The organism is Actinoplanes sp. NPDC051475 (assembly GCF_040689425.1).
In the GTDB taxonomy this organism is placed as follows: Bacteria; Actinomycetota; Actinomycetes; order Mycobacteriales; family Micromonosporaceae; genus Actinoplanes.
Map to the genome: position 1 here is coordinate 1 of NZ_JBFAZZ010000031.1, position 23,120 is coordinate 23,120.

General features: G+C 71.2%; 23 protein-coding genes. 11 read left to right on the plus strand and 12 right to left on the minus strand.

The genetic code is table 11. The annotated features are described in order from the left end of the window. Nucleotides 1-121: 121 nt before the first annotated feature. Complete coding sequence (locus AB0368_RS37035) at nucleotides 122-472, minus strand: PLD nuclease N-terminal domain-containing protein (protein WP_366158723.1); 351 nt, start codon at nucleotides 470-472, stop codon at nucleotides 122-124. 147 nt (nucleotides 473-619) lie between these two features. On the opposite strand from AB0368_RS37035, the gene AB0368_RS37040 reads away from it, so the two are divergent. Further along, on the plus strand, nucleotides 620-1,081 hold the full coding sequence (locus AB0368_RS37040) for a DUF4247 domain-containing protein (RefSeq protein WP_366158759.1): 462 nt from the start codon (nucleotides 620-622) through the stop codon (nucleotides 1,079-1,081). Then, nucleotides 1,056-1,772, plus strand: coding sequence for a hypothetical protein (locus AB0368_RS37045; protein WP_366158724.1), 717 nt, complete (start codon nucleotides 1,056-1,058; stop codon nucleotides 1,770-1,772). Before AB0368_RS37040 ends, AB0368_RS37045 begins: the two co-directional genes overlap by 26 nt. A 24-nt stretch (nucleotides 1,773-1,796) precedes the next feature. Here AB0368_RS37045 and AB0368_RS37050 read toward each other — a convergent pair whose 3' ends face one another. Further along, nucleotides 1,797-2,297 (minus strand): DinB family protein, encoded by a 501-nt coding sequence (locus AB0368_RS37050; protein ID WP_366158725.1) that lies wholly within the window; start codon nucleotides 2,295-2,297, stop codon nucleotides 1,797-1,799. Between the two features lie 99 nt (nucleotides 2,298-2,396). On the opposite strand from AB0368_RS37050, the gene AB0368_RS37055 reads away from it, so the two are divergent. The 3 genes from AB0368_RS37055 (at nucleotide 2,397) to AB0368_RS37065 (ending at nucleotide 4,720) form a co-directional block, all read left to right on the plus strand. Continuing rightward, nucleotides 2,397-2,981, plus strand: a complete 585-nt coding sequence (locus AB0368_RS37055) for an XRE family transcriptional regulator (protein WP_366158726.1) — start codon at nucleotides 2,397-2,399, stop codon at nucleotides 2,979-2,981. 36 nt (nucleotides 2,982-3,017) lie between these two features. After that, on the plus strand, nucleotides 3,018-3,800 hold the full coding sequence (locus tag AB0368_RS37060) for a polysaccharide deacetylase family protein (RefSeq protein ID WP_366158727.1): 783 nt from the start codon (nucleotides 3,018-3,020) through the stop codon (nucleotides 3,798-3,800). Between the two features lie 74 nt (nucleotides 3,801-3,874). Then, complete coding sequence (locus AB0368_RS37065) at nucleotides 3,875-4,720, plus strand: HAD family acid phosphatase (RefSeq protein ID WP_366158728.1); 846 nt, start codon at nucleotides 3,875-3,877, stop codon at nucleotides 4,718-4,720. A gap of 68 nt (nucleotides 4,721-4,788) precedes the next feature. Here AB0368_RS37065 and AB0368_RS37070 read toward each other — a convergent pair whose 3' ends face one another. After that, entirely contained in the window at nucleotides 4,789-6,189 is a 1,401-nt protein-coding gene (locus tag AB0368_RS37070) for a hypothetical protein (protein ID WP_366158729.1), read from the minus strand. 409 nt (nucleotides 6,190-6,598) lie between these two features. Between AB0368_RS37070 and AB0368_RS37075 the strand changes: the two genes are divergently transcribed. Genes AB0368_RS37075 through guaD form a run of 4 tightly spaced genes read left to right on the plus strand, consistent with a single transcriptional unit; the run spans nucleotide 6,599 to nucleotide 12,594 of the window. After that, nucleotides 6,599-8,047, plus strand: coding sequence for an FAD binding domain-containing protein (locus AB0368_RS37075; protein ID WP_366158730.1), 1,449 nt, complete (start codon nucleotides 6,599-6,601; stop codon nucleotides 8,045-8,047). After that, nucleotides 8,044-10,482 carry a xanthine dehydrogenase molybdopterin binding subunit gene (gene xdhB, locus AB0368_RS37080; RefSeq protein WP_366158731.1) on the plus strand — a complete coding sequence of 813 codons (2,439 nt, stop codon included), beginning with the start codon at nucleotides 8,044-8,046 and terminating at the stop codon, nucleotides 10,480-10,482. The genes AB0368_RS37075 and xdhB overlap by 4 nt, the downstream gene beginning before the upstream one ends. Then, nucleotides 10,475-11,296 (plus strand): xanthine dehydrogenase accessory protein XdhC, encoded by an 822-nt coding sequence (gene xdhC, locus AB0368_RS37085; RefSeq protein ID WP_366158732.1) that lies wholly within the window; start codon nucleotides 10,475-10,477, stop codon nucleotides 11,294-11,296. The genes xdhB and xdhC overlap by 8 nt, the downstream gene beginning before the upstream one ends. Beyond that, a complete protein-coding gene (gene guaD / locus AB0368_RS37090) occupies nucleotides 11,293-12,594 on the plus strand; it encodes a guanine deaminase (protein ID WP_366158733.1) in 1,302 nt (433 codons plus the stop codon). Before xdhC ends, guaD begins: the two co-directional genes overlap by 4 nt. Here the strand turns inward: guaD and AB0368_RS37095 are convergent. The 4 genes from AB0368_RS37095 to AB0368_RS37110 all read right to left on the minus strand — a co-directional run bounded on the left by AB0368_RS37095 (nucleotide 12,570) and on the right by AB0368_RS37110 (nucleotide 16,358). Beyond that, complete coding sequence (locus tag AB0368_RS37095) at nucleotides 12,570-12,965, minus strand: thioesterase family protein (RefSeq protein WP_366158760.1); 396 nt, start codon at nucleotides 12,963-12,965, stop codon at nucleotides 12,570-12,572. The two genes, guaD and AB0368_RS37095, sit on opposite strands and share 25 nt — an antisense overlap. 91 nt (nucleotides 12,966-13,056) lie before the next feature. Beyond that, nucleotides 13,057-14,106 (minus strand): methyltransferase, encoded by a 1,050-nt coding sequence (locus tag AB0368_RS37100; RefSeq protein WP_366158734.1) that lies wholly within the window; start codon nucleotides 14,104-14,106, stop codon nucleotides 13,057-13,059. After that, complete coding sequence (locus AB0368_RS37105; protein WP_366158735.1) at nucleotides 14,103-15,323, minus strand: cytochrome P450; 1,221 nt, start codon at nucleotides 15,321-15,323, stop codon at nucleotides 14,103-14,105. Before AB0368_RS37105 ends, AB0368_RS37100 begins: the two co-directional genes overlap by 4 nt. Before the next feature lie 12 nt (nucleotides 15,324-15,335). Then, nucleotides 15,336-16,358, minus strand: coding sequence for a methyltransferase (locus AB0368_RS37110; RefSeq protein WP_366158736.1), 1,023 nt, complete (start codon nucleotides 16,356-16,358; stop codon nucleotides 15,336-15,338). A gap of 178 nt (nucleotides 16,359-16,536) precedes the next feature. Here AB0368_RS37110 and AB0368_RS37115 point away from each other — a divergent pair, with 178 nt between their 5' ends. Further along, nucleotides 16,537-17,442, plus strand: coding sequence for a proline iminopeptidase-family hydrolase (locus tag AB0368_RS37115; RefSeq protein ID WP_366158737.1), 906 nt, complete (start codon nucleotides 16,537-16,539; stop codon nucleotides 17,440-17,442). Here AB0368_RS37115 and AB0368_RS37120 read toward each other — a convergent pair. Genes AB0368_RS37120 through AB0368_RS37135 form a run of 4 tightly spaced genes read right to left on the minus strand, consistent with a single transcriptional unit; the run spans nucleotide 17,432 to nucleotide 21,477 of the window. After that, nucleotides 17,432-18,946 carry a GMC family oxidoreductase N-terminal domain-containing protein gene (locus tag AB0368_RS37120; RefSeq protein ID WP_366158738.1) on the minus strand — a complete coding sequence of 505 codons (1,515 nt, stop codon included), beginning with the start codon at nucleotides 18,944-18,946 and terminating at the stop codon, nucleotides 17,432-17,434. The genes AB0368_RS37115 and AB0368_RS37120 overlap by 11 nt on opposite strands. Before the next feature lie 14 nt (nucleotides 18,947-18,960). Then, entirely contained in the window at nucleotides 18,961-20,181 is a 1,221-nt protein-coding gene (locus AB0368_RS37125) for a beta-ketoacyl-[acyl-carrier-protein] synthase family protein (RefSeq protein ID WP_366158739.1), read from the minus strand. Continuing rightward, on the minus strand, nucleotides 20,178-20,426 hold the full coding sequence (locus AB0368_RS37130) for a phosphopantetheine-binding protein (protein ID WP_366158740.1): 249 nt from the start codon (nucleotides 20,424-20,426) through the stop codon (nucleotides 20,178-20,180). The genes AB0368_RS37125 and AB0368_RS37130 overlap by 4 nt, the downstream gene beginning before the upstream one ends. A gap of 49 nt (nucleotides 20,427-20,475) precedes the next feature. Then, nucleotides 20,476-21,477: a beta-ketoacyl-ACP synthase III gene (locus AB0368_RS37135; RefSeq protein WP_366158741.1), complete on the minus strand. Its 1,002-nt coding sequence runs from the start codon at nucleotides 21,475-21,477 to the stop codon at nucleotides 20,476-20,478. A gap of 173 nt (nucleotides 21,478-21,650) precedes the next feature. Here AB0368_RS37135 and AB0368_RS37140 point away from each other — a divergent pair, with 173 nt between their 5' ends. Beyond that, nucleotides 21,651-22,154 (plus strand): MaoC family dehydratase, encoded by a 504-nt coding sequence (locus tag AB0368_RS37140; RefSeq protein ID WP_366158742.1) that lies wholly within the window; start codon nucleotides 21,651-21,653, stop codon nucleotides 22,152-22,154. On the opposite strand, the gene AB0368_RS37145 is transcribed toward AB0368_RS37140, so the two are convergent. Further along, entirely contained in the window at nucleotides 22,138-22,914 is a 777-nt protein-coding gene (locus AB0368_RS37145; protein ID WP_366158743.1) for an AfsR/SARP family transcriptional regulator, read from the minus strand. The two genes, AB0368_RS37140 and AB0368_RS37145, sit on opposite strands and share 17 nt — an antisense overlap. Nucleotides 22,915-23,120: the final 206 nt, after the last annotated feature.

The following is a 23,120-nucleotide window of genomic DNA, read 5'->3' on the forward strand; positions in this document are numbered from 1 at the left end:
CAGCTCCACTCCACAACCGGAGGCCTTCACCCGTCCAGAGCTCAGATCAACTCGTCACACAACCTCGACCAACCTCCCTGGACAGCACACCTAGGCCGGCCGGCGGTGAGACACGTCCGGGTCAGCGGTTCATCAACGCCTGGTGCTTGATGCGTTCGAACTCCTCGCCGGAGATCCGCCCCTCGTCGTGCAGCCGCGCCGCGGTGGCGATCTCGTCGGCGGGCCGGAAGCGCCCGGCCGCCGCCGGAACCGACGCGCCGTCCTCCCGGGGCGTCGTCGCGTGCGTGACCAGGTAGATGAGCACGCCGAGCAGCGGCAGGACGACGATCAGCGCGATCCAGGCGGCCTTGGCCCAGCCCGCCATCCGCCGGCGGAACAGGTCGTTGAAGACGGCGATGAAGGTCCAGATGATCCCGAACCAGAAGCACGCCAGGAACATCACGTAGAAGAGCGAATCGAACGACCAGTCCACAGCCCCTGCCCCCTTCGCAGCCGGTACCCCCCAGCCTGGGCACCGAGGCCGGCGGCGGCATCATTCCGGGCGGATGAGCCGGGGGCTCCCACATTGATCGTGTTCGTTAGCATCAGCGCGGCATGGCAGGTAGGGGAGAGGCCATTGGTGCGCAAACGCTGGCGTACGGAGGATCGGCGCGACGAAACCGCGGACTCCGGCGACGCCGGCAGCCGCAGCGGCGGGCCGATGAGTGTCCGGCAGGCCGTGGGTGCCGCGGCAGGCATGGCGGCTCTTGCCGTCGGCATACTCGTGTCGGACGGAATTCCCGGCCATCTCAGCGTCCGGCGGCACGTGGACGCCGCCTACTCCCGATCGCCCGCCGACGACATCGCGGGTGACGCTGTCGCGTACACGTCTTCGCTGATGCCGACCCGGGTCGCCGGAGACATCACCCACCGGTGGCTTCCCGGCCGTGGCGTCGCCGACGCCGACGGCGTCTATCTGCGCTACGACGATGACAGCGTCGTGATCCTCCGCCGGCAGAACGGCTCCCTGATCCTGGTCGAGAAGACCACCACCGCCTACCCGAGGTATCTGGACCATGTCGCAGGTCACTGGGACCGGTAGCAACCCGCAGCGGGTCTGGCAGAAGTTCGTCTTCCTCAGTGTCGCCATCGGCCTCGGCGGCGCCGCGCTGTCCGCCTTCATCGGCGGCCTGCTGCCCTCGGGTCCGCCGAACCGGGTCGGCCCGCCAGACCAGGACGCGGCCGCAGCGACCGCGGCCGCGCTGGCCCGGGCGACCCAGGCGCAGCACCTCTGCTACGGCTGGCAGCTGGACAGTTTCGAGAGAGGGCAGTGGCTGCCGCTGAGCCTGGGCTCGAACGCCGGCGCCGGGGTTTCCGTACGCCAGGCTCCCGGCTGCGAGCGCTGGCTCGTGATCGCCGCGCAGGTCTCCGCCGGGACTAGGCGTAACAAGGTCGTCCTGACGGTGGTGGACTCGCACGACGAGTCGTCGGTGCGGTTGCGGATCGGCGCCCTCGGCATGACCGAGAAGACGTTCCTCGCCGACACCGGCGCGGGCGTGCTGCGGGCCGCCGGCGCGCTTCCGCTGATCGCCGCCGAGAAGGGCCTGGCACAGCCGGTGCCCGCGCAGCCGGCCCCGGCTGCCGTGCGCCCGCTGCCGCCGGTCGGGTCCGACCTCTTTCGGGGACGCAGCGGGTCGGTGAAGGTCGGCATTCCGCTGTTGTTCCTGGCCCTCCCGGGGTACGTGCTGCTGGCGGACGCGCTTCGGCGGCGCCGTGCCGGCGCTGACGACTGAGCCGGCCTCGGCCGGCCCGCACAGTCAGCGACCGGTGAAGCCGTCGATCTGTTCGCGGAGGATGTCGGCATGGCCCGCGTGCCGCCCGGTCTCCTCGATCATGTGCACCAGGACCCATCGCATGGACGACGCCAGGGCGCGGCCCGGCGGCCGGGGCGCCGGCCGGGCCAGGTCGGTCCAGGTGCCGACGACCTCGTTCGCTTGCGCGGTGGTAGCCCGGTACTCGGCGAGCAGGCCCTCGACCGTCTCCTCGCGGGTGGGCCGGAAGGTACGGCCCATGGCGGTGATCGGTTCCTCGAGAAAGTAGAACCGCTCGACAGCGGTCAGGTGCTTGATCAACCCGAGGAGATTCGTGCCGGAGGGCACTCCGGCGGTGCGGACCTCCGGTTCCGGCACGCCGTCGACCTTCTCGGCGATCGCGTCGCGCAGGTAGTCGAGGAACCCCACCAGGGTGGACTTCTCGTCGGGGGCGGTCCATGCCGGCCCGGTGTCCTTGCGTTTGCGGGTTCGAGCGGGTGACGGCATCAGCTTCTCCGATCGCGGCGGGGGAACGACTTCCGCGAGCAGCGTGCCCGACCGCCTTACGTATTTGCGAGAAAACTTGCGGATCCGCATCATGGATTCATGATCGCCACCGAGGAAGTACTGGCCGGGGTCGGTCCTCGCCTGCGTGCGCTGCGCCGGGCGCGGGGCATCTCGCTGGCTGCCCTGGCGGCCGAGACCGGCCTGACCTCGAGCACGCTGTCGCGCCTAGAGAACGGGAAGCTCCGCCCGACGCTGGAGCAACTGCTGCCGCTGGCACGGGCGCACGGCGTACCGCTCGACGATCTGGTCGCGGCGCCGCCCACCGGCGACCCCCGCATCCACCTGCGCCCCGTCCGGCGGTCCGGCTTCACCGTCGTGCCGCTGACCAGGCGCCCGGGAGGCGTCCAGGCCTACAAGGTGATCTACCCGCCGGCCGGGAGGTCACCCACGACGACACTGCAGACTCATGACGGGTACGAATGGTTCTACGTGCTGAACGGACACGTCCGGCTCATCCTCGGCGATCAGGAGTTCGAGCTCGGCCCCGGGGAGGCCGCGGAGTTCGACACCCGTACGCCGCACCGGATCGGCAGCGCCGGCGCCCAGCCCGCGGAGCTGCTCACCCTCTTCGGAGCGCAGGGCGAACGCGCGCATCTGACGCCGCATGACGCCCAGGGGTCCTGATTTCCGGCAGGGACGTGCCGATGGTAAGGGCGAGCCATGGACACCTCGACCGGTAACCGGAGGGCACCGCTGATGATCACCACCAGGCCCCGCTGCCTTGCCGTCACGGCGACGCTGGCTCTCCTCGGCGCCACCGCCCTGTATCCCGCCGGGCCCGGCGCCGCCGCCGCGCTGAACACGTGTGCGAAGCCCGCGCCGAACCGGATCACGGCGACGCCGGCCACCTACCCGAGGACCGTGTCGCTGACCTTCGACGACGGCCCCTCGGCGTACACCTCGCAGTTCCTCGCGGTGCTCAAGAGGTACAAGGTGCACGGGACGTTCTTCCTCAAGGGCGCCAACGTCGTGATCAACCCGGCGCTCGCGCGCCAGGTCGTGCGCGAGGGCCACGTCATCGGCAACCACACCTTCAGCCACCTCGAGATGCCGACGCTGGACAAGGCGGCCCAGGCGGACGAGATGGACCGGGGGAGCGCGGCGATCATCGCCGCCACCGGCAGGCGGCCCTGCTATTACCGCTCACCGCGCGGGCACGCCACGGCCACCACCCAGCAACTCGCCGTCGCTCGCCGGATGACCGCGGTGCAGTGGTCGATCGACACCGACGACTGGAGTCAGCCGGCGCGCGTCGACAAGGCCTTCGAGAAGCACATCTACGACGACGCCACCTCGACGCGGAAGCACCCGATCATCCTGATGCACGACGGCGGGGGCGCCCCGTTGTACCGCGGCAACACCGTCCGTGCGCTCGACGACATCATCCGCTACTACAAGGTCCGCGGATACGTGTTCACCGACCCGATGGGCCACAGGATCTGAACCGCCCCACGATGAGGGCGGGCACCTCCCGGGACTAAGTTGCCTTAGGCAGCGTTCAACCCAGGAGGAACACCATGTCCTTGACCTTCTCACGGCGCGTCGTGGTCACCGCGGTCGCGGCGCTCACGGCCGCCACCCTCGGCGGCGCCGGCATCGGGTACGCGGCGTCGTCGGCGGCCGACCCGCAACCGGCCATCAAGACCTGGACGCCCCGCTCCGAGGACCAGATCACCAACATCGACGTCCTGCGGCAGCAGATCCGCAACTACTACGGCGACCCGCTCGGCACCGGCCAGTTCGCCGCGGACAGCTACTACGCCAAGGAGGCGTCGTCGGTCGCCCGCGACGGCAAGCGTTACCTGGCCGCGCGGCACCGGACCCACAAGACCCGGGCGATCGTGCTGGACGTGGACGACACCACGCTGGCCACGTACAACTACGAGATCGTCAGCAACTGGGCGTACAACCCCACGACCAACGCGGAGTACGTGACCCAGCAGAAGTTCCCGCCGGTGCCCGGCATGGTCGGCATGGCCGCCACCGCCGAGCGCGAGGGCTACGCGATCTTCTACCTGACCGGGCGCCCGGGCACCCAGGAGGCCGCCACCCTCGGCAACCTCACCGCCGACGGGGTCGGCGTGGACGCGAACTACCCGAAGCCGACCACGCTGAGCAACGGCGAGGACGGCCTGTTCACCAAGCCCGCCGTCGCCGACTACCCGGACTACCTGAAGACCGCGTGCGCCGGTGACCCGGACGGCAAGTGCACGACCATCCACTACAAGTCGGCCACCCGCGCGCACATCGAGTCGCTCGGCTACGACATCGTCGGCAACTTCGGCGACCAGTACAGCGACCTCAAGGGCGGCTTCGCGAACAAGACGTTCAAGCTGCCGAACCCGAGCTACTACCTGCCCTGACGGAAAGCGACCGCGGCCGGCGGGGGTCGTTGACCTCCGCCGGCCGCGGTCCTGGTACCCGATCTGTCTTACTTGTTGTGCTTCGCAGCGGCCCTCGCCGCGGCCCACGCGGCGATCCTGGCAGCGACGGCGGCGGCCCGTTCCTTGGCCTTCTTGAGCTTCTCCGCCGCCTTGTCGGCCCGGTCCTGGGCCTTCTTCGCCTTCTCCGCGGCCTTGTCGGCCTTCTCCTGGGCCTTCTTCGCCTTCTCGGCAGCCTTGGCGGCCTTCTCCACAGCCTTGGCGGCCTTCTGCTGAGCCTTCGTCGCCTTCTCAGCGGCGGCCTTGTCAGCGGCGGCCTTGTCGGCAGCGGCCTTGTCAGCGGCAGCAGCCTGCTCGGCAGCAGCCTGCTCGGCAGCAGCCTGCTCGGCAGCGGCCTGCTCGGCGGCGGCGGCCTGGTCGGCAGCGGCCTGCTCGGCAGCAGCCTGCTCGGCAGCGGCCTTCTCCTCGGCGGCGACCTTCTCAGCAGCGGCCTGCTCCGCGGCGGCCTGCTCGGCAGCGGCCTGGTCGGCAGCGGCCTTCTCGGCAGCGGCCTGGTCGGCGGCGGCCTTCTCAGCAGCGGCCTGGTCGGCAGCGGCCTTCTCGGCAGCGGCCAGCTCCGCGGCCTTCTCGGCCTCCGTCTGCTGGACCTCCTGCGTCCAGCTCCAGTCCTTGACGAGCACCTCGTGCGTCGGGGCCGAGGTGGCCGCCGAACCGGGCCAGAGGGAGATCGCCTCTACCTGGAGCCGGGCCGAGACGTCGGTGCCCCAGCTCGCCTTGGGCGACTTGGTGTAGGGCGCCGCGAGCGAGGTGCCGTCGATGGTGAGCTCAGACGCCTGGTGGAGCGGGTCCACGGCGAATCGCACGCTGTGCCAGGCGGTGTCCGGCTTCAGGTAGCCGGCCGGGATCCAGGCGCCGCCGTTGGCGTCCGACCAGACCCGGAGCTGCCCGAAGTTCGGGAGCCAGGGGTTGAGCACCCACTGGAACGCGATGCCGTTGTCGAGCCGGGTCACCGCGCCGTCCCACACGAACAGGCCGCCCTCGACGGTCTGGGCGTTGAGGGCCCCGCCGGCCATCGACGGCACCGACGGCAGCTGGAAGGAGTACACCGCCCGGTGGATGGTGTTCATCATCTTGTCGCCCGACACCCGCTTGTACGACAGCGCGTCGGCCATCACGCCACGGCGGGCGACGTTCGACCGCAGGCTGGAGTAGTCGCTACGGTTCTCGACGGCGACGTCCGCGCCGGTCACCGCGGCCTGGCCGGTGGCGGCGAAGGTGCTGCCGCCCAGAACCGTCTGCCAGCCGGTCAGGTCCGCACCGGAGCTCACCGTCACGACCGGGCTCGCCGTTGCGGGGCTGGTCAGGCCCACTGTTGCGGCCACGCTGGCGGCGACGGCCGTCCCCAGGAGGGACAGTAGGCGTCGCGAGCCGGCCCCGTTTGAAGCCTTCATCGGTGTGTTCCTTCCGCATCTTCGCTAACCCCAAAAGCGTGCAGCCGCTAGTTCAGGGCCAGCTCAAGGGCAGGTATGGGTCCCTGCAGTTCCCGGCTTGCGCACCGGGGCCGTCGCTCCGGCCGCCCCCGGGGGTGGAGGCGGGCCTTTGCGTCGACGGAGCACATCATCGGCGGCCGACCGCGGCGTTCAAGAGTTTTCGGCAGGCAGGTGGCCCCGATCACCTCCGGCCGGAATCAGCTTTCGGCAGATCTACCCCGGTGTGCCGCCCGACTTGTAGAGTCGACACCGGCTCGGGCGGTTGTTCACATGGATAACCAGCCGCCCCAGCGTCGCCGTCAACCATGTCCGGCCGGGACGACACCGGCCTGGGAATCGCCGTGGGTGGGACGGCTGACGGGAGTTCGTCATGGGCGCTGCCGGGGCCCGGGTCAACGGGCATGACATCGCATTCGGGGACCTCGCGCCCCACACCACCGTGCTCGAGTGGCTGCGGGGAAAGGGCCTCACCGGCTGCAAGGAGGGCTGCGGGGAGGGCGAGTGCGGCGCCTGCGCCGTCCTGGTCGCGCGGCCCGGCGACGGCTCCGGCACCGAGTGGGTCGCCGTCAACGCCTGCCTGATCCCCGCACTCGGGCTGGACGGCCAGGAGATCGTGACGGCGGAGGGGCTGGGCAGCCCCGAGAGCCTGCACCCGGTTCAGTACGAGATGGCGGTCCGCGGCGGCTCCCAGTGCGGGTACTGCACGCCGGGCTTCGTCTGCAGCATGGCCGCCGAGTTCTACCGCCCGGGCCGGGAGGCACACCCGAACGGCGGCGCGCCCCGGCCCGACCACGGCCCCAACGGCTTCGACCTGCACGCGCTCAGCGGCAACCTGTGCCGGTGCACCGGGTACAGGCCGATCCGCGACGCCGCGTACGCCCTCGGGCCGCCGGCATCCGACGATCCGCTCGCCCGGCGCCACGAGGCACCCGCGTCCCCTGCCCGGCCGACTCAGGTGCGCACGGGTGACGCCGAGTTCCTCCGGCCCACCGCACTCGCCGACGCGCTCCGGCTGCTGAGGGAGCGCCCCTCCGCGACGGTCGTCGCGGGCTCGACCGACTGGGGCGTCGAGGTCAACCTGCGAGGCGCGCGCGCCCGGTGCGTCATCGCGGTCGACCGGGTGCCCGAGCTGCGGGAGCTGGCGATCGGAGCCGACCACGTCGAGATCGGCGCGGGGCTCACCCTCACCGAGATCGAGCGTCGCCTCGCCGGCCGGATCCCGCTGCTCGGCCGGCTCCTTCCCCAGTTCGCGTCCCGGCTGATCCGCAACAGCGCGACCATCGGCGGCAATCTCGGCACGGGCTCCCCGATCGGCGACACCGCTCCGGCCCTGCTCGCGCTGGACGCCGACGTGGCCCTGGCCGACGCCGACGGCGAGCGGTACGTGCCGCTCGCGGACTACTTCACCGGGTACAGGCGCAGCGTCCGGCGCGCCGACGAGCTGATCCGGGCGGTCCGGATCCCGCTGCCCCTGGCCGGCCTGGCGGACTTCCACAAGATCGCGAAGCGCCGCTTCGACGACATCTCCAGCGTGGCCGTCGGCTTCGCCCTGGAAGTGACGGACGGGACGGTCGTACGGGCGCGGATCGGTCTCGGCGGGGTGGCGAGCACGCCGGTCCGGGCCCGGGCCACCGAGGCGGTGCTGGAAGGGCGACCCTGGTCCGCGGAGACCGCCGAGACCGCCGCGCAGGTGCTACGCGGGGAGGGCACGCCGCTGGACGACCACCGGGCCAGTGCGGCGTACCGGGCGGCGATGCTCGGTCAGAGCCTGCTGAAGCTGTACGCCGAGAACCCGAGCCCGCAGGAGGTGCGCGGATGAGTGCCCTGTCCGAGCGGCCGGAGAACCCCTCAGTCGGCGTCGCCGTGCCGCACGAGAGCGCGAAACTGCACGTCACCGGCGCGGCGCTGTACACCGACGACCTGATCCACCGCACCAAGGACGTGTTGCACGCCCACCCCGTGCAGGTGCCGTACGCCCACGCCCGCGTCACCGCGCTGGACGTGACGCCCGCGCTGCGGGTGCCGGGCGTCGTCCGCGTGCTCACGGCCGCCGACGTGCCAGGGGTCAACGACGCCGGCGTCAAGCACGACGAGCCGTTGTTCCCGGACGAGGTGATGTTCTTCGGGCACGCCGTCTGCTGGGTGCTCGCCGACACGTTCGAAGCGGCGCGGCTGGGTGCGGACGCCGTCGAGGTCGGCGTGGAGCCGTTGCCGTCCCACGTGACCCTGCGGGAGGCGATCGCCGCGGAGAGCTTCCAGGGCGCCACGCCGCAGATCCTGCGGGGCGACGTCGAGGCCGGCCTGGCCGACGCCGTACACGTGTTCAGCGGGGAATTCGAGTTTGCCGGGCAGGAGCATTTCTACCTGGAGACGCACTGCTCGCTGGCCCACGTCGACGAGGCCGGGCAGATCTTCGTGCAGAGCAGCACGCAACATCCCACCGAGACGCAGGAGATCGTTGCGCACGTGCTGGGCCGGCCGTCCCACGAGGTGACCGTCCAGTGCCTGCGGATGGGCGGGGGCTTCGGCGGCAAGGAGATGCAGCCGCACGGCTTCGCCGCCGTCGCGGCGCTGGGCGCCACGCTCACCGGCCGTCCGGTACGGGTGCGGCTCACCCGTACCCAAGATCTGACCATGTCCGGTAAGCGCCACGGCTTCCACGTGGACTGGCGCGTGGGCTTCGACGACGCCGGCCGCCTCCAGGCGCTCGACGCGACGCTGACCGCCGACGGCGGCTGGAGCCTCGACCTCTCCGAGCCGGTGCTCGCGCGGGCGCTGTGCCACACCGACAACGCCTACTGGCTTCCGCACGCGCGGCTCACCGGCCGGATCGCGCGGACCCACAAGACGTCCAGCACGGCGTTCCGCGGGTTCGGCGGGCCGCAGGGGATGCTGGTCATCGAGGACATCCTCGGCCGCTGCGCACCGCTGCTCGGCATCGACCCGGCGGAGCTGCGCCGGCGCAACTTCTACCAGGCCGGGCAGAGCACGCCGTACGGCCAGCCGGTGCGGCACCCTGAGCGGCTGCACCGGCTGTGGGAGCAGGTCCTCGACAGCGGCGCGATCCCTGCCCGGCAGCGGGAGATCGACGCGTTCAACGCCGGGCACCCGTACACGAAACGGGGCTTGGCAGTGACGCCGGTGAAGTTCGGCATCTCGTTCAATCTGACGGCGTTCAACCAGGCGGGCGCGCTGGTGCACGTCTACAAGGACGGCTCGGTGCTGATCAACCACGGTGGCACCGAGATGGGCCAGGGCCTGCACACCAAGATGCTGCAGGTCGCGGCCACGACGCTGGGTCTGCCGCTCGAGCGGGTGCGGCTGGCGCCGACGCGTACCGACAAGGTGCCCAACACCTCCGCCACCGCGGCCAGCTCGGGCGCGGATCTCAACGGCGGCGCGGTCAAGCACGCCTGCGAGCAGATCCGCGAGCGCCTGGCGCAGGTCGCCGCCACGATGCTGGGAGTCAACGCCGCCGACGTGCGCATCGCCGACGGCATCGCCCGGGGGATCGGCGCGGACGCGGGCGTCGTGTGGAACGACCTCGTCCGGGCCGCGTACTTCCAGCGCGTGCAGCTGTTCGCGGCGGGCTTCTACCGCACCGAGGGACTGCACTGGGACTCGTCGGTGATGCAGGGCTCGCCGTTCAAATACTTCGCGTACGGGGTGGCGGCTGCGGAGGTCGAAGTGGACGGCTTCACCGGCGCCTACCGGACCCGCCGGGTGGACATCGTGCACGACGTGGGCGACAGCCTCTCGCCGCTGATCGACATCGGGCAGATCGAGGGCGGTTTCGTGCAGGGGGCGGGCTGGCTGACATTGGAGGATCTGCGCTGGGACACCGGTGACGGAGCCGCGCGCGGCCGGCTGAGCACCCAGGCGGCCAGCACGTACAAGCTGCCCAGCTTCTCGGAGATGCCGGAGGTCTTCAACGTCACATTGCTGACCGACGCGGCGGAGGAGGGGGTCGTCTACGGCTCCAAGGCGGTCGGCGAACCTCCGCTCATGCTCGCCTTCTGCGTGCGGGAGGCGCTGCGCCAGGCGGCCGCGGCGTTCGGTCCGGCCGGAGTGAGCATCGAGCTCGCCTCGCCGGCCACGCCGGAAGCCGTCTTCTGGGCGATCGAGCGGGCGCGGGCCGGTGCCGGCGACAGCACCGTGGCCGAGGCGGACGTCGCGCCGCCGCAGCCCGGGGCCGGGTCGCACGCCATGCGGCCCGAGTCGGAGCAGGTGGGTCAGGCGGTGAGTCGTGCCTGACCGTACGTGGCTCGGCGCCGTCACCCACCTCAGGGCCGTCCGGGAGCCGGGAGTGCTGGTCACCCTCGCCGCCGTACGCGGTCATGCACCCCGGGCGGCCGGAGCGAAGCTCGTCGTCAGCGCGGACCAGACCTGGGGCTCCATCGGCGGGGGGAATGTGGAGGCCGTCGCCGTCGACCGCGCCCGGGACATGCTGGGCACGAACGGTACGGTCCCGGAGACGTTCACGCTGGCACTGTCCGACAAGGCGCCCTACGAGCACGGCGTCCAGTGTTGCGGCGGGAGCGTCACGGTGCTGCTCGAACCGCTGGCCGTCGTGCCCGCGGTGGCCGTTTTCGGCGTCGGCCACGTCGGCCTTGAGCTGGCACGCATCCTGGCCCGGCACGACATCGAGCTGCACCTCGTCGACACCCGCCCGGAGCAGCTGGCCGAGGACCGGCTGGCGGTGCTCTCCGACGCGGTGGCAGCGGTGCACGTCCACCGGGTGGCGGTGCTGCCGGAGATCGTGCTGGGGGAGCTGCCCGCCGGCACCCATGTGCTGATCATGACCCATGATCACGCGGAGGACTTCGCCCTCTGCGACGCGGTCCTGCGGGGCGGCGAGTTCGGGTCGATCGGCCTCATCGGCTCGGCGGCCAAGTGGGCCCGGTTCCGCACCAAGCTCGCGGCACAGGGCCACGACGACGCCGCACTGGCCCGGATCACCACGCCGATCGGGCTGGCGGACATCCGCGGCAAGGAGCCGGCGATGATCGCCGTCAGCGTGGCGGCGGACCTCCTGCGGACTTCCTCGGCTGTGGACGCCCAGGCATGACCCTCTATCGCGCCCAGACCATCGACACCCCGGACGACCCGTTCTCCGGCGGCGAGCTGCGCTGCGAAGCCGACGCCGGGCTGCTCGTCGAGGACGGCGTGATCGCGGAGCGGGGCACCTTCGCCGACCTGCGGCGCCGCCACCCCGAGGCCGAGCTGGTGGAGCTGCCCGACGGCGTCCTGCTGCCCGGGCTGATAGACACCCACGTCCACTTCCCCCAGGTACGGGTGATCGGCGCGCTCGGAATGCCGCTGCTCGAGTGGCTGGAGCGCTGCGCCCTGCCCGAGGAGTCCCGGCTCGCCGAGGTCGGCTACGCCCGCGCGGTCGCCGCCGAGTTCGTGGCGGCCCTCCTCGGGGCGGGCACCACCACGGCGCTGGTCTTCGGCTCCCACTTCGCGCCGGCCGTGGACGCGTTGTTCGAGGCGGCTGCCACCAGCGGCCTGCGCATCACCAGCGGCCTGGTGGTCGGTGACCGGATGCTGCGGCCCGACCTGCACACGTCGGCGCAGCGCGGCTACGACGAGGGGCACGCGCTGGCGGCACGCTGGCACGGCGCCGGGCGCAGCCGGTACGCGGTGATCCCCCGTTTCGCCCTGTCCTGCAGTGACGACCTGCTCGCCTCCTGTGGACAGTTGCACCGGGACCTGCCGGACAGCTGGTTCACGTCCCACCTCAACGAGAATCTCGACGAGGTGGCCACGGTCCGGCGCCTGTTCGGTGGCGGCACCTATCTCGACTGCTACGACCGGCACGGCCTGGTGGGTCCTCGCAGCGTGCTGGCACACGACGTCCATCCGACGGACAAGGAACTGAAGCGGATGGCCGAGGCCGGTACCACTGTGGCGCACTGCCCGACCAGCAACGCGGCCCTCGGCAGCGGCATGTTCCCGCTCAACCGGCACCTGGCCTACGGGGTGCCCGTCGCGCTCGGGTGCGACGTCGGCGCGGGCACGGGCTTCTCGCTGTTCAAGGAGGGGCTGCAGGCGTACCTGCTGCAGCAGCTGCGCGGCCCGGACGGAACTGCTCTCACCGCCGCCCACCTGCTGCATCTGGCCACCGCCGCCGGCGCGCAGGCGCTCGGGCTCCGCGATCAGGTGGGCGACCTGAGCGCCGGCAGACGGTTCGATGCCATTTGGGTACGCCCGCATCCGGGCACGCCGCTCCACATCGGCATGCGCCACTCGAACGGCCCCGAGGAGGCCCTCGCGAAGGTGTTCGCGCTGGCCACCTCGCACGACGTGGTGCAGGTCTGGGCCGACGGCGTACCCCGGGCTCAGCCCGCCGACAGCGTCTTGTAGATCGCCCTCGTCTCCTCCGCCCAGGGAGTCGGGCGGAACGTCGCCGGGTCGAGCCGGATGTGCACCCGGCGGCCCTCGGCGTGGACTGCGCCCTCGGCCGAGAGCACCCGGAACGTGTACCCGACGCTGGTCGAGCCGATGTGATCGACCGTCAGGTGGACGTAGACCGTGCCGGTTCCGATGATCGGCGCCTTGTAGGAGATCGCGAACTCCGCGACGCCCACCGAGGCGTCGGGATGGCCGAGCTTGCCGTTGCCGAAGCCGTAGCCGTGGGAGTCCCAGAACAGGGTCAGTGCGCGTTCGACCAGTACCCCGTAGCGGGTGTTGTGCACCATGCCCATCGAGTCGAGGTCGTCGAAGTGGACGAACATCGGCTGGAGGTGGCCATGATCCACGCTCGGTCCCTGGTTCACGAGAGATTCCTTTCGGTTGCCCGTCGAGAAGAGGTCAGCATAGCCAGGCTCAGAGCGCCACGACTTCCGTGATCGACATCGCCGACGGCGTCGCAACCACGCGGCTGATCCTCAGGCCGGCAGCCGACATCAGCTTCGCGAGTTCCTCCTCGGTGCGTTCCTTGCCTTCGAACACGGTCATCATCAGCACGTCGGACGTCGGGTTCGGCTGCTCCGCACCGGCCGGCGGGACGACGATGTCGATGACGAGCAACCTCGCGGACTCGTTCATCGCGGCGCGGCAGGTCTGCAGGATCCGGACGGCCTCCTCATCGCTCTTGTCGTGGAGGATCCGCTTGAGCAGGTAGATGTCCGCGCCGGAGGGGAGCTTGGCGAAGAAGTCGGCCTCGGCGAGCTCGAACCGGCCGGCGACGGCGGGATCGGTCATCCGGTGCCGCTCGAGCACCTCCGACCGGTCGACCAGGACACCGCGCAGCCCGGGATTGCGGACCAGCACCGACTGCAGCATCCCGCCGAGCCCGCCGGCGACGTCGACGACCGTGCCCGACGCCGGGAAGTCGTAACTCTCGGCTATGCCCGTGTGCTCCAGTACCGACAGGTCGGCCATTGCGTCGACGAACAGTTCGTTCTTCGCCGGGTCCTTGCTCAGGTGCTCGAAGATCTGGGCGCCGAAGATGGTGTCGAAGGCCGTCGTGCCCCGCCGTACGGTCTCGTCGAGGCGCCCCGCCGGCCGCCAGTACATCTCGTCGGTGAACAGCAGCACCAGATTGCGCAGTGGGGCCGGGGAGTCCCGGCGCAACACGCTTGCCGCGGTGGTCAGGGCGAAGCTGCCGTCGGGCTGCTCACTGAAGACCCCACGGGTGGCCAGGAACCGCAGCAACCGGCGCAGGTGGCCGCTGTCCACGCCGGACCGGCGGGCCAGTTCCTCCGCGGTGAGCGGCCCGTCGGCGAGGTGGTCGGCGATTCCGGCGCCGGCGGCCGCCCGCAGCGCCGCCGGGTACAGGTAGGCCAGTGCGTCGCCGAGCAGCTGCCGTACGGCCGCGCCGATGTCCTTGGGGTCCGAGCTGATCACGAGCAGGCCTTCCGTCGGAGGTTTCACCAGCTGACGAGGAACCGTTCGAAGCCGCCGAGCGCGGCGTTGTTCTTCCAGCGCAGGTCGTTCGCGGACTCGACCATCCGCAGGCCGGGGAACCGGTCGAACAGCGCGCGCAGCCCGATGCCCACCTCCAGCCGGGCGACCGGCGCGCCCAGGCAGAAGTGCGGCCCGTGGCCGAACCACACCTGCGAAGGCTGGTGCCGCCGGATGTCGAACGCCTCCGGGTTCTCGTAGACCCGCGGGTCGCGCAGCGCCGTCTCGTAGTTCACGACCATCGCCGTGCCCCTGGGGATGTCCACCCCGTGCATCGTCAGATCCTCGGTCGCGATCCGCGGGAACGGCGAGACCCCCGGGATGCCCACCCGGGAGATCTCCTCGGTCGCCCCCGTCCACAGCTCGGGATCCGCCTTCAGCGCCGCCAGCTGGTCGGGGTGCCGCAGCAGGTTCAGCACCCCGGCGGTGAGCACGGTGGCGCTGGTCTCGTGCCCCGCGACGAGCAGGAAGGTGCCCAGCGACACCAGTTCCGCCTCGGTGAGGCTGCCCTCGGCGTCGGACTGGGCTGCCAGCACGCTGAGGAAGTCGTCACCGGGGTCGGCGCGCTTGTCCGACACCAGCTTGATGAAGTAGCTGCGCAGGCCGACGTACGCGGCGGCGATCTCCTCGGCGGTCGAGGCGATCGTCATGATCGTCTCGGTCCATCCGGTGAACAGGGGCCAGTCCTCGAACGGCACACCGAGCATGTGCGAGATGATCCGCAGGGGCAGCGGCCGGGAGAACATCTCGTTGAGGTCGACGGGACCGTCCTCGGCCGCCATGGCCGTCAGGATGTCGTCGACGATGGACTCGATCTCCGGCGTCAGCGCGGCGATCCGGGCCGGGGTGAAGGCCTGGGCAGCGAATTTGCGGATGCGCGTGTGCCGCGGCGGGTCCATGTTCATGATGGAGTCGGGACTCGGCCGAACGGCCTGCGAGCGTGGCGCCAATTCGCCGCACACCGCCGCGCGGCTGAACACCCGATCGGTGAGCACCCGCTTCAGGTCGTCGTGCCGGGTCACCAGCAGCGCCGGGTCGCCGGTCACCATGGAGATCGGGCAGACCGGCTTCTCCTCGCGCAGCCTGCCGAAGACCTCCGGTATCTCGATCGGATTCGTCCGGGGGATCGGAAGGGCCAGCCGCTCGGGCTCCGTGTCCGGGTGGGGGGTCAGCATCTCGCTGGACATGGTCTCTGCGCCTCAGGCCGCGACGGCCTCGACGACGGAGACCGAGCCCGGCGTGGCGATGACGCGTTCCAGCCGGAGGTCCGCCTGTGCGAACAGGGCCCTCAGTTCCGCCTCCGTACGCTCCTTGCCGTCGAAGACGATCATCATCGCGATGTCGGACAGCTTGGCGGGGTGCGGGTCGTTGCCGAGCGGTACGACCGTGTCGATCACCAGGACCCGGCCGCCCTCGGCCATCGCGTTCCGGCAGCCGCGCAGGATGCGGACGCTGTCCTCGTCGTTCCAGTCGTGCAGGATGCGCTTGAGCAGGTACACGTCGGCGCCCGACGGAATGGCCTCGAAGAAGCTTCCGCCCTCGATCCGCCAGCGCCCGTCGAGCGCGGGAACGTCCAGCCTGTGTCCCTTCACGACCACGTCGCGGTCGAACAGCACGCCGGTGACTTCCGGGTTGGCCTCGAGGACCGCGCGCAGCAGGCCCCCCTGACCGCCGCCGACGTCCACCACGGTGGAGCCGGACGGGAACTCGTAGTTCGCCACGATCGGACCGTGCTCGGTGGCGGACAGGTCGTCCAGCGCGGTGTGGAACGTCTGGCCGCTGTCCTGGTGCTGCTCGAGATAGTCGAACAGCGACGAGCCGAAGATGTCCGGGAATGCCGTGGTGCCCTTGCGGACCGTGTCGTCGAGGCGGCCCGCGGGCAGCCAGTACATCTCGTCGGTCAGCAGATTCACGACGGAGGCCATCGCCAGGGGTGAATCGGCACGGAGCAGGTTGCCGGCGGTCGTGAGGTGGAAGGCGCCCTCCGCGTCCTCCTCGAACAGCCCCCGGGTGGCCAGGAAGCGCAGGACCCGCCGGAGGTGGTCCGCGCTCGCCTTGCTCAGCTCGGCGAGCTCCTCGGCGCTCTTCGCGCCCTCCGCCAGGTGGTCGGCGATGCCGAGGGAGACGGCGACGCGCATCGCGGCGGGGTAGAGGTAGCCGAGAGAGTCCCCGAGCACCTGCCTGACCGCCGCACCGATGTCATTCTGCTGCGCCTGACTCAACGGATACCTCCGAGGTGACTTGGATCGACGATCAGACCGGCCCAGTCTCGCGGCGGCGGCTGACGTGTCATTGACGGCTGGTTGACCGGGTGCTGACGAAGGCCGGAGGTCAGGGCACCGTCAGTGATCGGTCAACGGGCATTCGGATACTCGCCGGAAACGACGTGGGGAGACGGCGATGCTGATCACCGAGGGCGTGCTGGAGCGCGGGGACCTCACCACCTGGTACCAGGTCGTCGGCGACCTCGGCGCGGACGACGCCCGGACCCCGGTGGTCGTCTGCCACGGCGGTCCCGGGCTGACCCACGACTACCTGTCCGCACTGCGGGTGCTCGCGGAGTCCGGCCGTCCGGTGGTGTTCTACGACCAGTTCGGCAGTGGCCGCTCGGGACGCCTGCCCGGCGTGGACGCCGGCTTCTGGACCGTCCCGCTGTTCCTGCGGGAACTGACCGACCTGATCGCCCATCTCGGTATCGGCGAGTACCACCTGCTCGGACACTCCTGGGGCGGCATGCTGGGTCTCGAACTGGCGGCCCAGGTGCCGGCCGGCCTGCGTTCCCTGGTCGTCGCCGACGCCTTCGCCCGCTCGCGGACCTACAGCACGGAAGTGGCGGGGCTGGTTGCCGCGCTGCCGGAGGACGTCCGTAGCACCATCGAGCGGCACGAGGCGGCCGGGAGCACGAGCGACCCCGACTATCAGGAAGCGGTACGCGCCTTCTACCGGCTGCACGTGTGCCGGTGCCGCCCGGTGCCCGACGAGCTGCTCAGGACGCTGGGCGCGCTGGCCGAGGACTCCACCGTCTACCTGGCCATGGCGGGACCGAGCGAGTTCCGGCTGACCGGCAATCTGCGCGACTGGGACATCACCGGGCGGCTCGGCGCGGTCACGGCCGACGTGCTGATCGTGTCCGGCCGCCACGACGAGGTCACCCCCGGCGCGGTGGCAGAACTGCACGCCGCGTTGCCGGGCTCACGGTGGGAACTGATCGAGGACGCCAGCCACATGCCGCACCTCGAGACCCCCGGGCGATTCCTCGAACTGGTGGAGAAGTTCTTCGACGACGCCGACGGCGTCAGGCGATGAAGGCGGCGGCCTGCTCTCCGACCAGCAGGGCCGGTGCGTGGGTATTGCCCGTCGGGACGCTGGGGAACACCGATGCGTCCGCCACCCGCAGGCCCTGGACGCCGTAGACCCGCAGACGCGGATCGACCACCGCCTCGGCGTCGGTGCCCATCCGGCAGGTGCCCGACTGGTGGTGGTACGTGGTGACGGTCGCACGGATGTACTCCCGGAGCGCCCGTCCGGACTGCACCCCGGGTCCGGGGTGGCACTCGACCGCGTCCCATTCCTTGTCCAGCACCCGGGCCCGGCCGATCTCGCGGCACAGCGTCACCGCCGCCGCGAGCGTGTCGACGTCGGCGGCGGTACGCAGGATCGCCGGATCGATCAGCAGCTCGTCGTCGGGATCCGCGCCGGTCAGGCGTACGCTTCCGCGGCTGGTCGGGCGGACCAGGCCGGCCTGCATCGTGAAGCCGGTCGGCGGCCCGGAGAGACCGGGCTGGTACATCGGCACCGGGAAGTTCAGCGGCTGCACGTCCGGCACGACCAGCCCCGGCCGGCTGCGCCAGAACAGGTGAGTCTGCGCGGGCCCGATCCCCGCCGACGGTCGTCCCGGATCCCGCCCGGTCCCGACGATCACCGGCACGAGCAGGTGATCGTGCAGGTTCCGGCCGACCCCGGGCAGCGCCACCCGGACGTCGATGCCCACCGAGCGCAGGTGCTCGGGATCGCCGATGCCGGAGAGCATCAGCAGCCGCGGCGATTCGATCGCCCCCGCGCTGACCACGACGTCACCCGAGCACGAGGCCTGCTCCACCCGTCCCTCTCGCAGCCACTCGACGCCCACGCAGCGGGTGCCCTCCAGCAGCAACCGCCGGACCCGCGCGCCGGTCAGGATGGTCACTCCGTCGGCCGCCGCCAGGTACGCACGGAAGGCGCTGCTGCGCTGTCCGCCCGACACGGTGAACTGCACCCGCGACACGCCGTCGGGCGTACCGGTGTTGTAGTCGGGGTTGTAGGCGATACCGGTCTCCATGGCCGCCTCGATCAGCGACTCGTGAACAGGGTCCGTGCGGTACCGGGTGGTCACCGGTAGCGGGCCGCCGGTGCCGTGCCATTCGCCGGCGCCGGCATCGAAGTCCTCGATCCTCTTGAACACCGGCAGCACGTCCGCCCAGGACCAGCCGTCGTTGCCGAGGTAGGCCCAGTGGTCGTAGTCGGCCGCCGCGCCCCGGGTGTAGATCATGCAGTTGAGGGAGCTCGATCCGCCCAGCACCTTCCCGCGCGGCCAGTGCAGCCGGCGCCCCGCCGCGTCCTGCTGCGGCGTGGTCCGGTACGCCCAGTCGCGCTCGCCGAACCACAACTCGCCGAAGCGCCGCGGGTCGTGGATGGCCGGATCGGTGTCGGCGCCGCCCGCTTCCAGGAGCAGCACCCGTGCTCCCCGGTCAGCCATCCGGCGGGCCACGACGCAGCCCGCCGAACCCGCACCCACCACGATCACATCGAATTCGGCGCCGTCGGTCGGCATGGTCCTCCTTGGTGTCAGGCAGTGAACACGAGCACGGCGTTCTGGCCGCCGAATCCGAACGAGTTGCTCACCGCGACCCCGACCGGCTGCGCGCGAGCCGTCTTGGCCACGACGTCCAGCTCGATCTCCGGGTCCAGGCTGTCCAGATTCGCCGTCGGCGGCACCGATGCCTGCTGTACGGTCAGCGCGGTCACGGCCGCCTCGATCGCCCCGGCCGCTCCGAGTGAGTGCCCCACGACGCCCTTGACCGAGGTCACCGAGGGCCGGTCGCCGAGCATGCGGCGCAGCATCCGCGCCTCCGTGACGTCGTTGAGCGGTGTCGACGTGCCGTGCGCGTTGACGTGGTCGACGTCGGCGGTCCCGAGGCCGGCGTCGGCGAGGGCGGCGGAGAGGGCCCGCGTCGCACCTGCCCCGGTCGGGTCGGGCGCGGTCATGTGGTGCGCGTCGGCGGAGCTGCCATATCCGGCGACCCGGGCGCGAACCGTGGCGCCGCGGGCGCGGGCGTCGGCCTCCCGCTCCAGCACGAGGATCCCGCTGCCCTCACCGACGACGAACCCGTCCCGGTCCACGTCGAACGGGCGGGACGCCGCGGCCGGGTCGTCGAGGCGCCCCGAGAGCGCGCCCATCCGGGCGAACCCGGTGACGATCAGGGGGCTGACGCCGGCCTCGGCGCCGCCGGTGAGGACGATGTCGCACAGGTCGTCGCGCAGCAGGGACATGGCCGACCCGATCGCCGTGGCCCCGGAGGCGCAGGCTGTGGCCGTGACGAAGTTCGGCCCGGTCGCCCCGAAGCGGATCGCCAGATGACCGGCCACCATGTTCGGCACCAGCATCGGGATCAGCAGCGCCGAGACGGTCTCCGGCCCGGAGCCGAGGAGCTGGTGGTGCTGGCGCTCCCACGTGGACACGCCGCCGAGCCCGCAGCCGATCACCACGCCGACCCGGGCACCGTCCCAGGTCGAGGGGTCGAGGCCGGCATCGGTGATCGCCTCGGCCGCCGCGGTCAGCGCCAGCTGGACGAACCGGTCGTGACTGAGCTCGCTGCGCCGGCCCACGTGCCGGGCCGGGTCGAAGCCGGGGACGGTGCAGGAGATGTCCACCGGTAGTCCGGCGAGCTTCGGGTCCCGGCGCGCGGTCGGCGTACCGGACCAGATCACCTCGCGGTTGGCGGTGACACCGATGCCGGCGGCGGTGACCAGACCCAGGCCGGTCACCGCGATCGCCGGACGGGTCATGACGTTGCCGCCGCGGCCACCTGCTTCTCGATCATGTCGGCGGCGTGTTCGATGGTGTCGCGCGGGGTGGCCGTGTCCTCGGTGATCCGCACGCCGGTCGTCGTCTGCACCTCCAGCAGCAGCTCGACCATGAAGAGGGAGTCCATCTCCAGCTCCTCGAAGGTGATGCCGGGCTGGATCTCGTCCCGCTCGACCTTGAACTTGTCGACCAGCAGGTCGACCAGGGTTTCGTACATCGTGCTCATGTCGGGACTCCTTCATCGGTCGGGAATGGGTGGTCGAGGGGCAGCCGGCTCATCCCCGGGCCAGCGCCGGCCAGGTGAGCACGGTCGACCCCCAGGTCAGGCCACCGCCGAACGCGGTGAGCAGGACGCGGTGCCCCGGTCGCAACAGTCCCGCCGCGCAGACGTGGTCCAAAGCGAGGGGGATCGAGGCCGCGGCCGTGTTGCCCACGGCGGCGATGTTGCTCACGCAGCGCTCGCGGGGGATGCCGAGGTTGTCGGCGAGCCGGTTGAGGATGCGCTGGTTGGCCTGATGCCCGACGAGCCAGTCGACGTCCTCGGTGGTCATCTTGGCCTGTTCCAGCACCGCCCGGCAGGAGTCGGACATCCGTTGCACAGCCCGCCAGAAGACCTCGCGGCCCGCCATCGTGAAGTAGTGGTCGCCCGGTTCCGGCGACGTGGCGGCCAGTCGCGACCGGGACCCGCCCGCCCGTACGGTGATCATGTCGTAGCCCTCGCCGTCGCTGCCGAGGTCGCACCGGCCGATCGCGCCCGGCTCGTCCGCCGTGCCCGCGCGCAGCACCACAGCGCCCGCACCGTCGCCGAAGATCGCCGACGTCGTGCGGTCGGCCGGATCGAGGATGCTGGAGAAGGTCTCCGCACCGATCACCAGGACCCGATCGGCGGAGCCGCCCGCGATCAGACCCGCGCCGGTGGCCAGGCCGTACAGGAACCCGGTGCACACGGCGTTGACGTCGAAGGCGGCCGCGCCGGTCAACCCGAGGCGGCTCGCCACCAGCGGCGCCGTGCCGGGGCAGGGGCGGTCCGGGGTGGTGGTCGCCACCACGACCGTGTCGACCGTGCTCTCGCCCGCGGACTTCAGGGCGGCGGCGCCCGCGCCCACCGCGAGATCGGAGGTCGCCATGCCGGGATCCGCATAGTAACGCTGCGCGATGCCCGTCCGGGCCCAGATCCACTCGTCCGTGGTGTCGAGACGCGCGACGAGGTCCGCGTTGGACACGACTCGGGGTGGCAGGAAACTGCCGATCCCCACCAGCACTGCCGACCGGCTCACGTTGAATCCTTTCGCTGTCACCACTGTCAGTGTCTGCGGAGGCTCTGACCGGCCGGCGACGGCTCCTTGACCGAGCGCTGACCGATCACTGACTGCCCCGGGCGCGGTCATCGGCTCGTCAACAGGCGGTCAGCGCGGCTCGACACGCTGGGAGCACGGAGCCGGAGGTGCAGGTGAGTCCTACAAACGTGATCCCGCCACCGCAGCGGGTGTTCGACGGCGTGTCCGCGCTGGCGGGCGAGGTGGGCCGGAACCTCGGTGTCACCCCGTGGCGACGACTCGAACAGGCAGAGGTCAGCCGCTTCGCCGAAGCGACAGGGGATCGACAGTGGATCCACGTCGACCCGGATCGCGCCGCGGCCGGCCCGTTCGGCGGCACCATCGCGCACGGCTACTACCTGCTGGCGCTGGTTCCGGCGCTGCTCGCCGAGATCTTCGAGGTGCGGGGCGTGGGCGCGGTGATCAACACCGGGGTGACCGAGCTCCGATTCCGGCATCCGGTGCCGGTGGGCGCCCGGTTCCGCGCGGGGGCCCGGCTCGACGCTGTCGAGACGAACCGCCGGGGCGTCGCGGATCTGGTGCTGTACGTCGAGTTCCACCTCGAAGGCCGTACGGACCCCGCGTGCACCGCGCTGGTGCAGCAGATGGTGCGGCCGCCGGTCAGCCGGCCGAGGTGACTCCCACCAGTCCGTCGGCCAGCGCCGGATCCTGGGCGAGAATGTCGGCGTAGCGTTGCCGTAGCGGGCGGCTCGGCTGCAGTCCCAGCTCCTCGTCCAGGTGCCTGCGGGTGCGGTGGAACGTCGCGAGGGCATCACTCTGCCGGCCGCAGCGGTAGAGCGCGAGCATCAGCTGTTCACAGAACACTTCCCGCAGCGGGTACTGCGTGACGAGCGGGCCGAGGTCCGCGGCGGCGGTCACGTTGTCGCCGACGGCCAGCCGCGCGCTGGTGACGAGCTCCCAGACATCGAGCTTGCGTTCCTCGAGCAGCATCGCCGCCGAGCGGCAGCGCAGCCCGTCGCCGGCGTCGAGCAGGGCCGGGCCGCGCCACAGCCGCATCGCCTCCTCGAGCAGCTCGATCGTGCGGCGCGGTTCGGTACGCACCAGCGCGGCACCGCGTGCGGCGAGCATGAGGAACCGGCTGCCGTCGACGTCCTCGGGTGCGACGTCGAGCAGGTAGCCGTTGGGCACCGCACGAATCGCGATGCCGCCGGGGCCGTCGACCAGCTTGCGCAGCCGGGCCGCGTGCGCCTGGACGGCATTCCGGGCGTTGGACAGCGACCGGCCCGACCACAGTTCGGTCGCGAGGTCGTCGTAGGACATGGGGCGTCCGGGATCCAGCGCGAGCGTGGCGAGCATCGCGCGGACCTTGCTCGCCCGGATGTCGCGCAGGACGCCGTCGACGTTCACGGAGACGGTGCCGAGAATACGAATGAGCACGATTTCTCCCTAGCGGCCGGCGTGGGCGGTTGTCGCTGCCCAGAAAAGCACACCCGGCGCAGCTGCCGCCATTCTTTCCGGGCCCCGGTCGGAATTCTTACCCTGGACCGACCCAGGGGGTGCCCGGCCCCGATACAGGGGTTCCCCCACTGCTTTCCAAGGGTCCGGCGGTGCAGACTCGCAACAGCTCGAATGTCCGCCGAGGA

Excerpts from the sequence above, each read along its gene's own strand:
- AB0368_RS37045 (WP_366158724.1), top strand. The coding sequence starts at position 1,056 with ATGTCGCAGGTCACTGGGACCGGTAGCAACCCGCAGCGGGTCTGGCAG.
- AB0368_RS37050 (WP_366158725.1), bottom strand. The coding sequence starts at position 2,297 with ATGCCGTCACCCGCTCGAACCCGCAAACGCAAGGACACCGGGCCGGCA.
- AB0368_RS37055 (WP_366158726.1), top strand. The coding sequence starts at position 2,397 with ATGATCGCCACCGAGGAAGTACTGGCCGGGGTCGGTCCTCGCCTGCGT.
- AB0368_RS37060 (WP_366158727.1), top strand. The coding sequence starts at position 3,018 with ATGGACACCTCGACCGGTAACCGGAGGGCACCGCTGATGATCACCACC.
- AB0368_RS37065 (WP_366158728.1), top strand. The coding sequence starts at position 3,875 with ATGTCCTTGACCTTCTCACGGCGCGTCGTGGTCACCGCGGTCGCGGCG.
- AB0368_RS37070 (WP_366158729.1), bottom strand. The coding sequence starts at position 6,189 with ATGAAGGCTTCAAACGGGGCCGGCTCGCGACGCCTACTGTCCCTCCTG.
- AB0368_RS37075 (WP_366158730.1), top strand. The coding sequence starts at position 6,599 with ATGGGCGCTGCCGGGGCCCGGGTCAACGGGCATGACATCGCATTCGGG.
- xdhB (WP_366158731.1), top strand. The coding sequence starts at position 8,044 with ATGAGTGCCCTGTCCGAGCGGCCGGAGAACCCCTCAGTCGGCGTCGCC.
- guaD (WP_366158733.1), top strand. The coding sequence starts at position 11,293 with ATGACCCTCTATCGCGCCCAGACCATCGACACCCCGGACGACCCGTTC.
- AB0368_RS37095 (WP_366158760.1), bottom strand. The coding sequence starts at position 12,965 with ATGTTCGTCCACTTCGACGACCTCGACTCGATGGGCATGGTGCACAAC.
- AB0368_RS37105 (WP_366158735.1), bottom strand. The coding sequence starts at position 15,323 with ATGTCCAGCGAGATGCTGACCCCCCACCCGGACACGGAGCCCGAGCGG.
- AB0368_RS37115 (WP_366158737.1), top strand. The coding sequence starts at position 16,537 with ATGCTGATCACCGAGGGCGTGCTGGAGCGCGGGGACCTCACCACCTGG.
- AB0368_RS37120 (WP_366158738.1), bottom strand. The coding sequence starts at position 18,946 with ATGCCGACCGACGGCGCCGAATTCGATGTGATCGTGGTGGGTGCGGGT.
- AB0368_RS37125 (WP_366158739.1), bottom strand. The coding sequence starts at position 20,181 with ATGACCCGTCCGGCGATCGCGGTGACCGGCCTGGGTCTGGTCACCGCC.
- AB0368_RS37130 (WP_366158740.1), bottom strand. The coding sequence starts at position 20,426 with ATGAGCACGATGTACGAAACCCTGGTCGACCTGCTGGTCGACAAGTTC.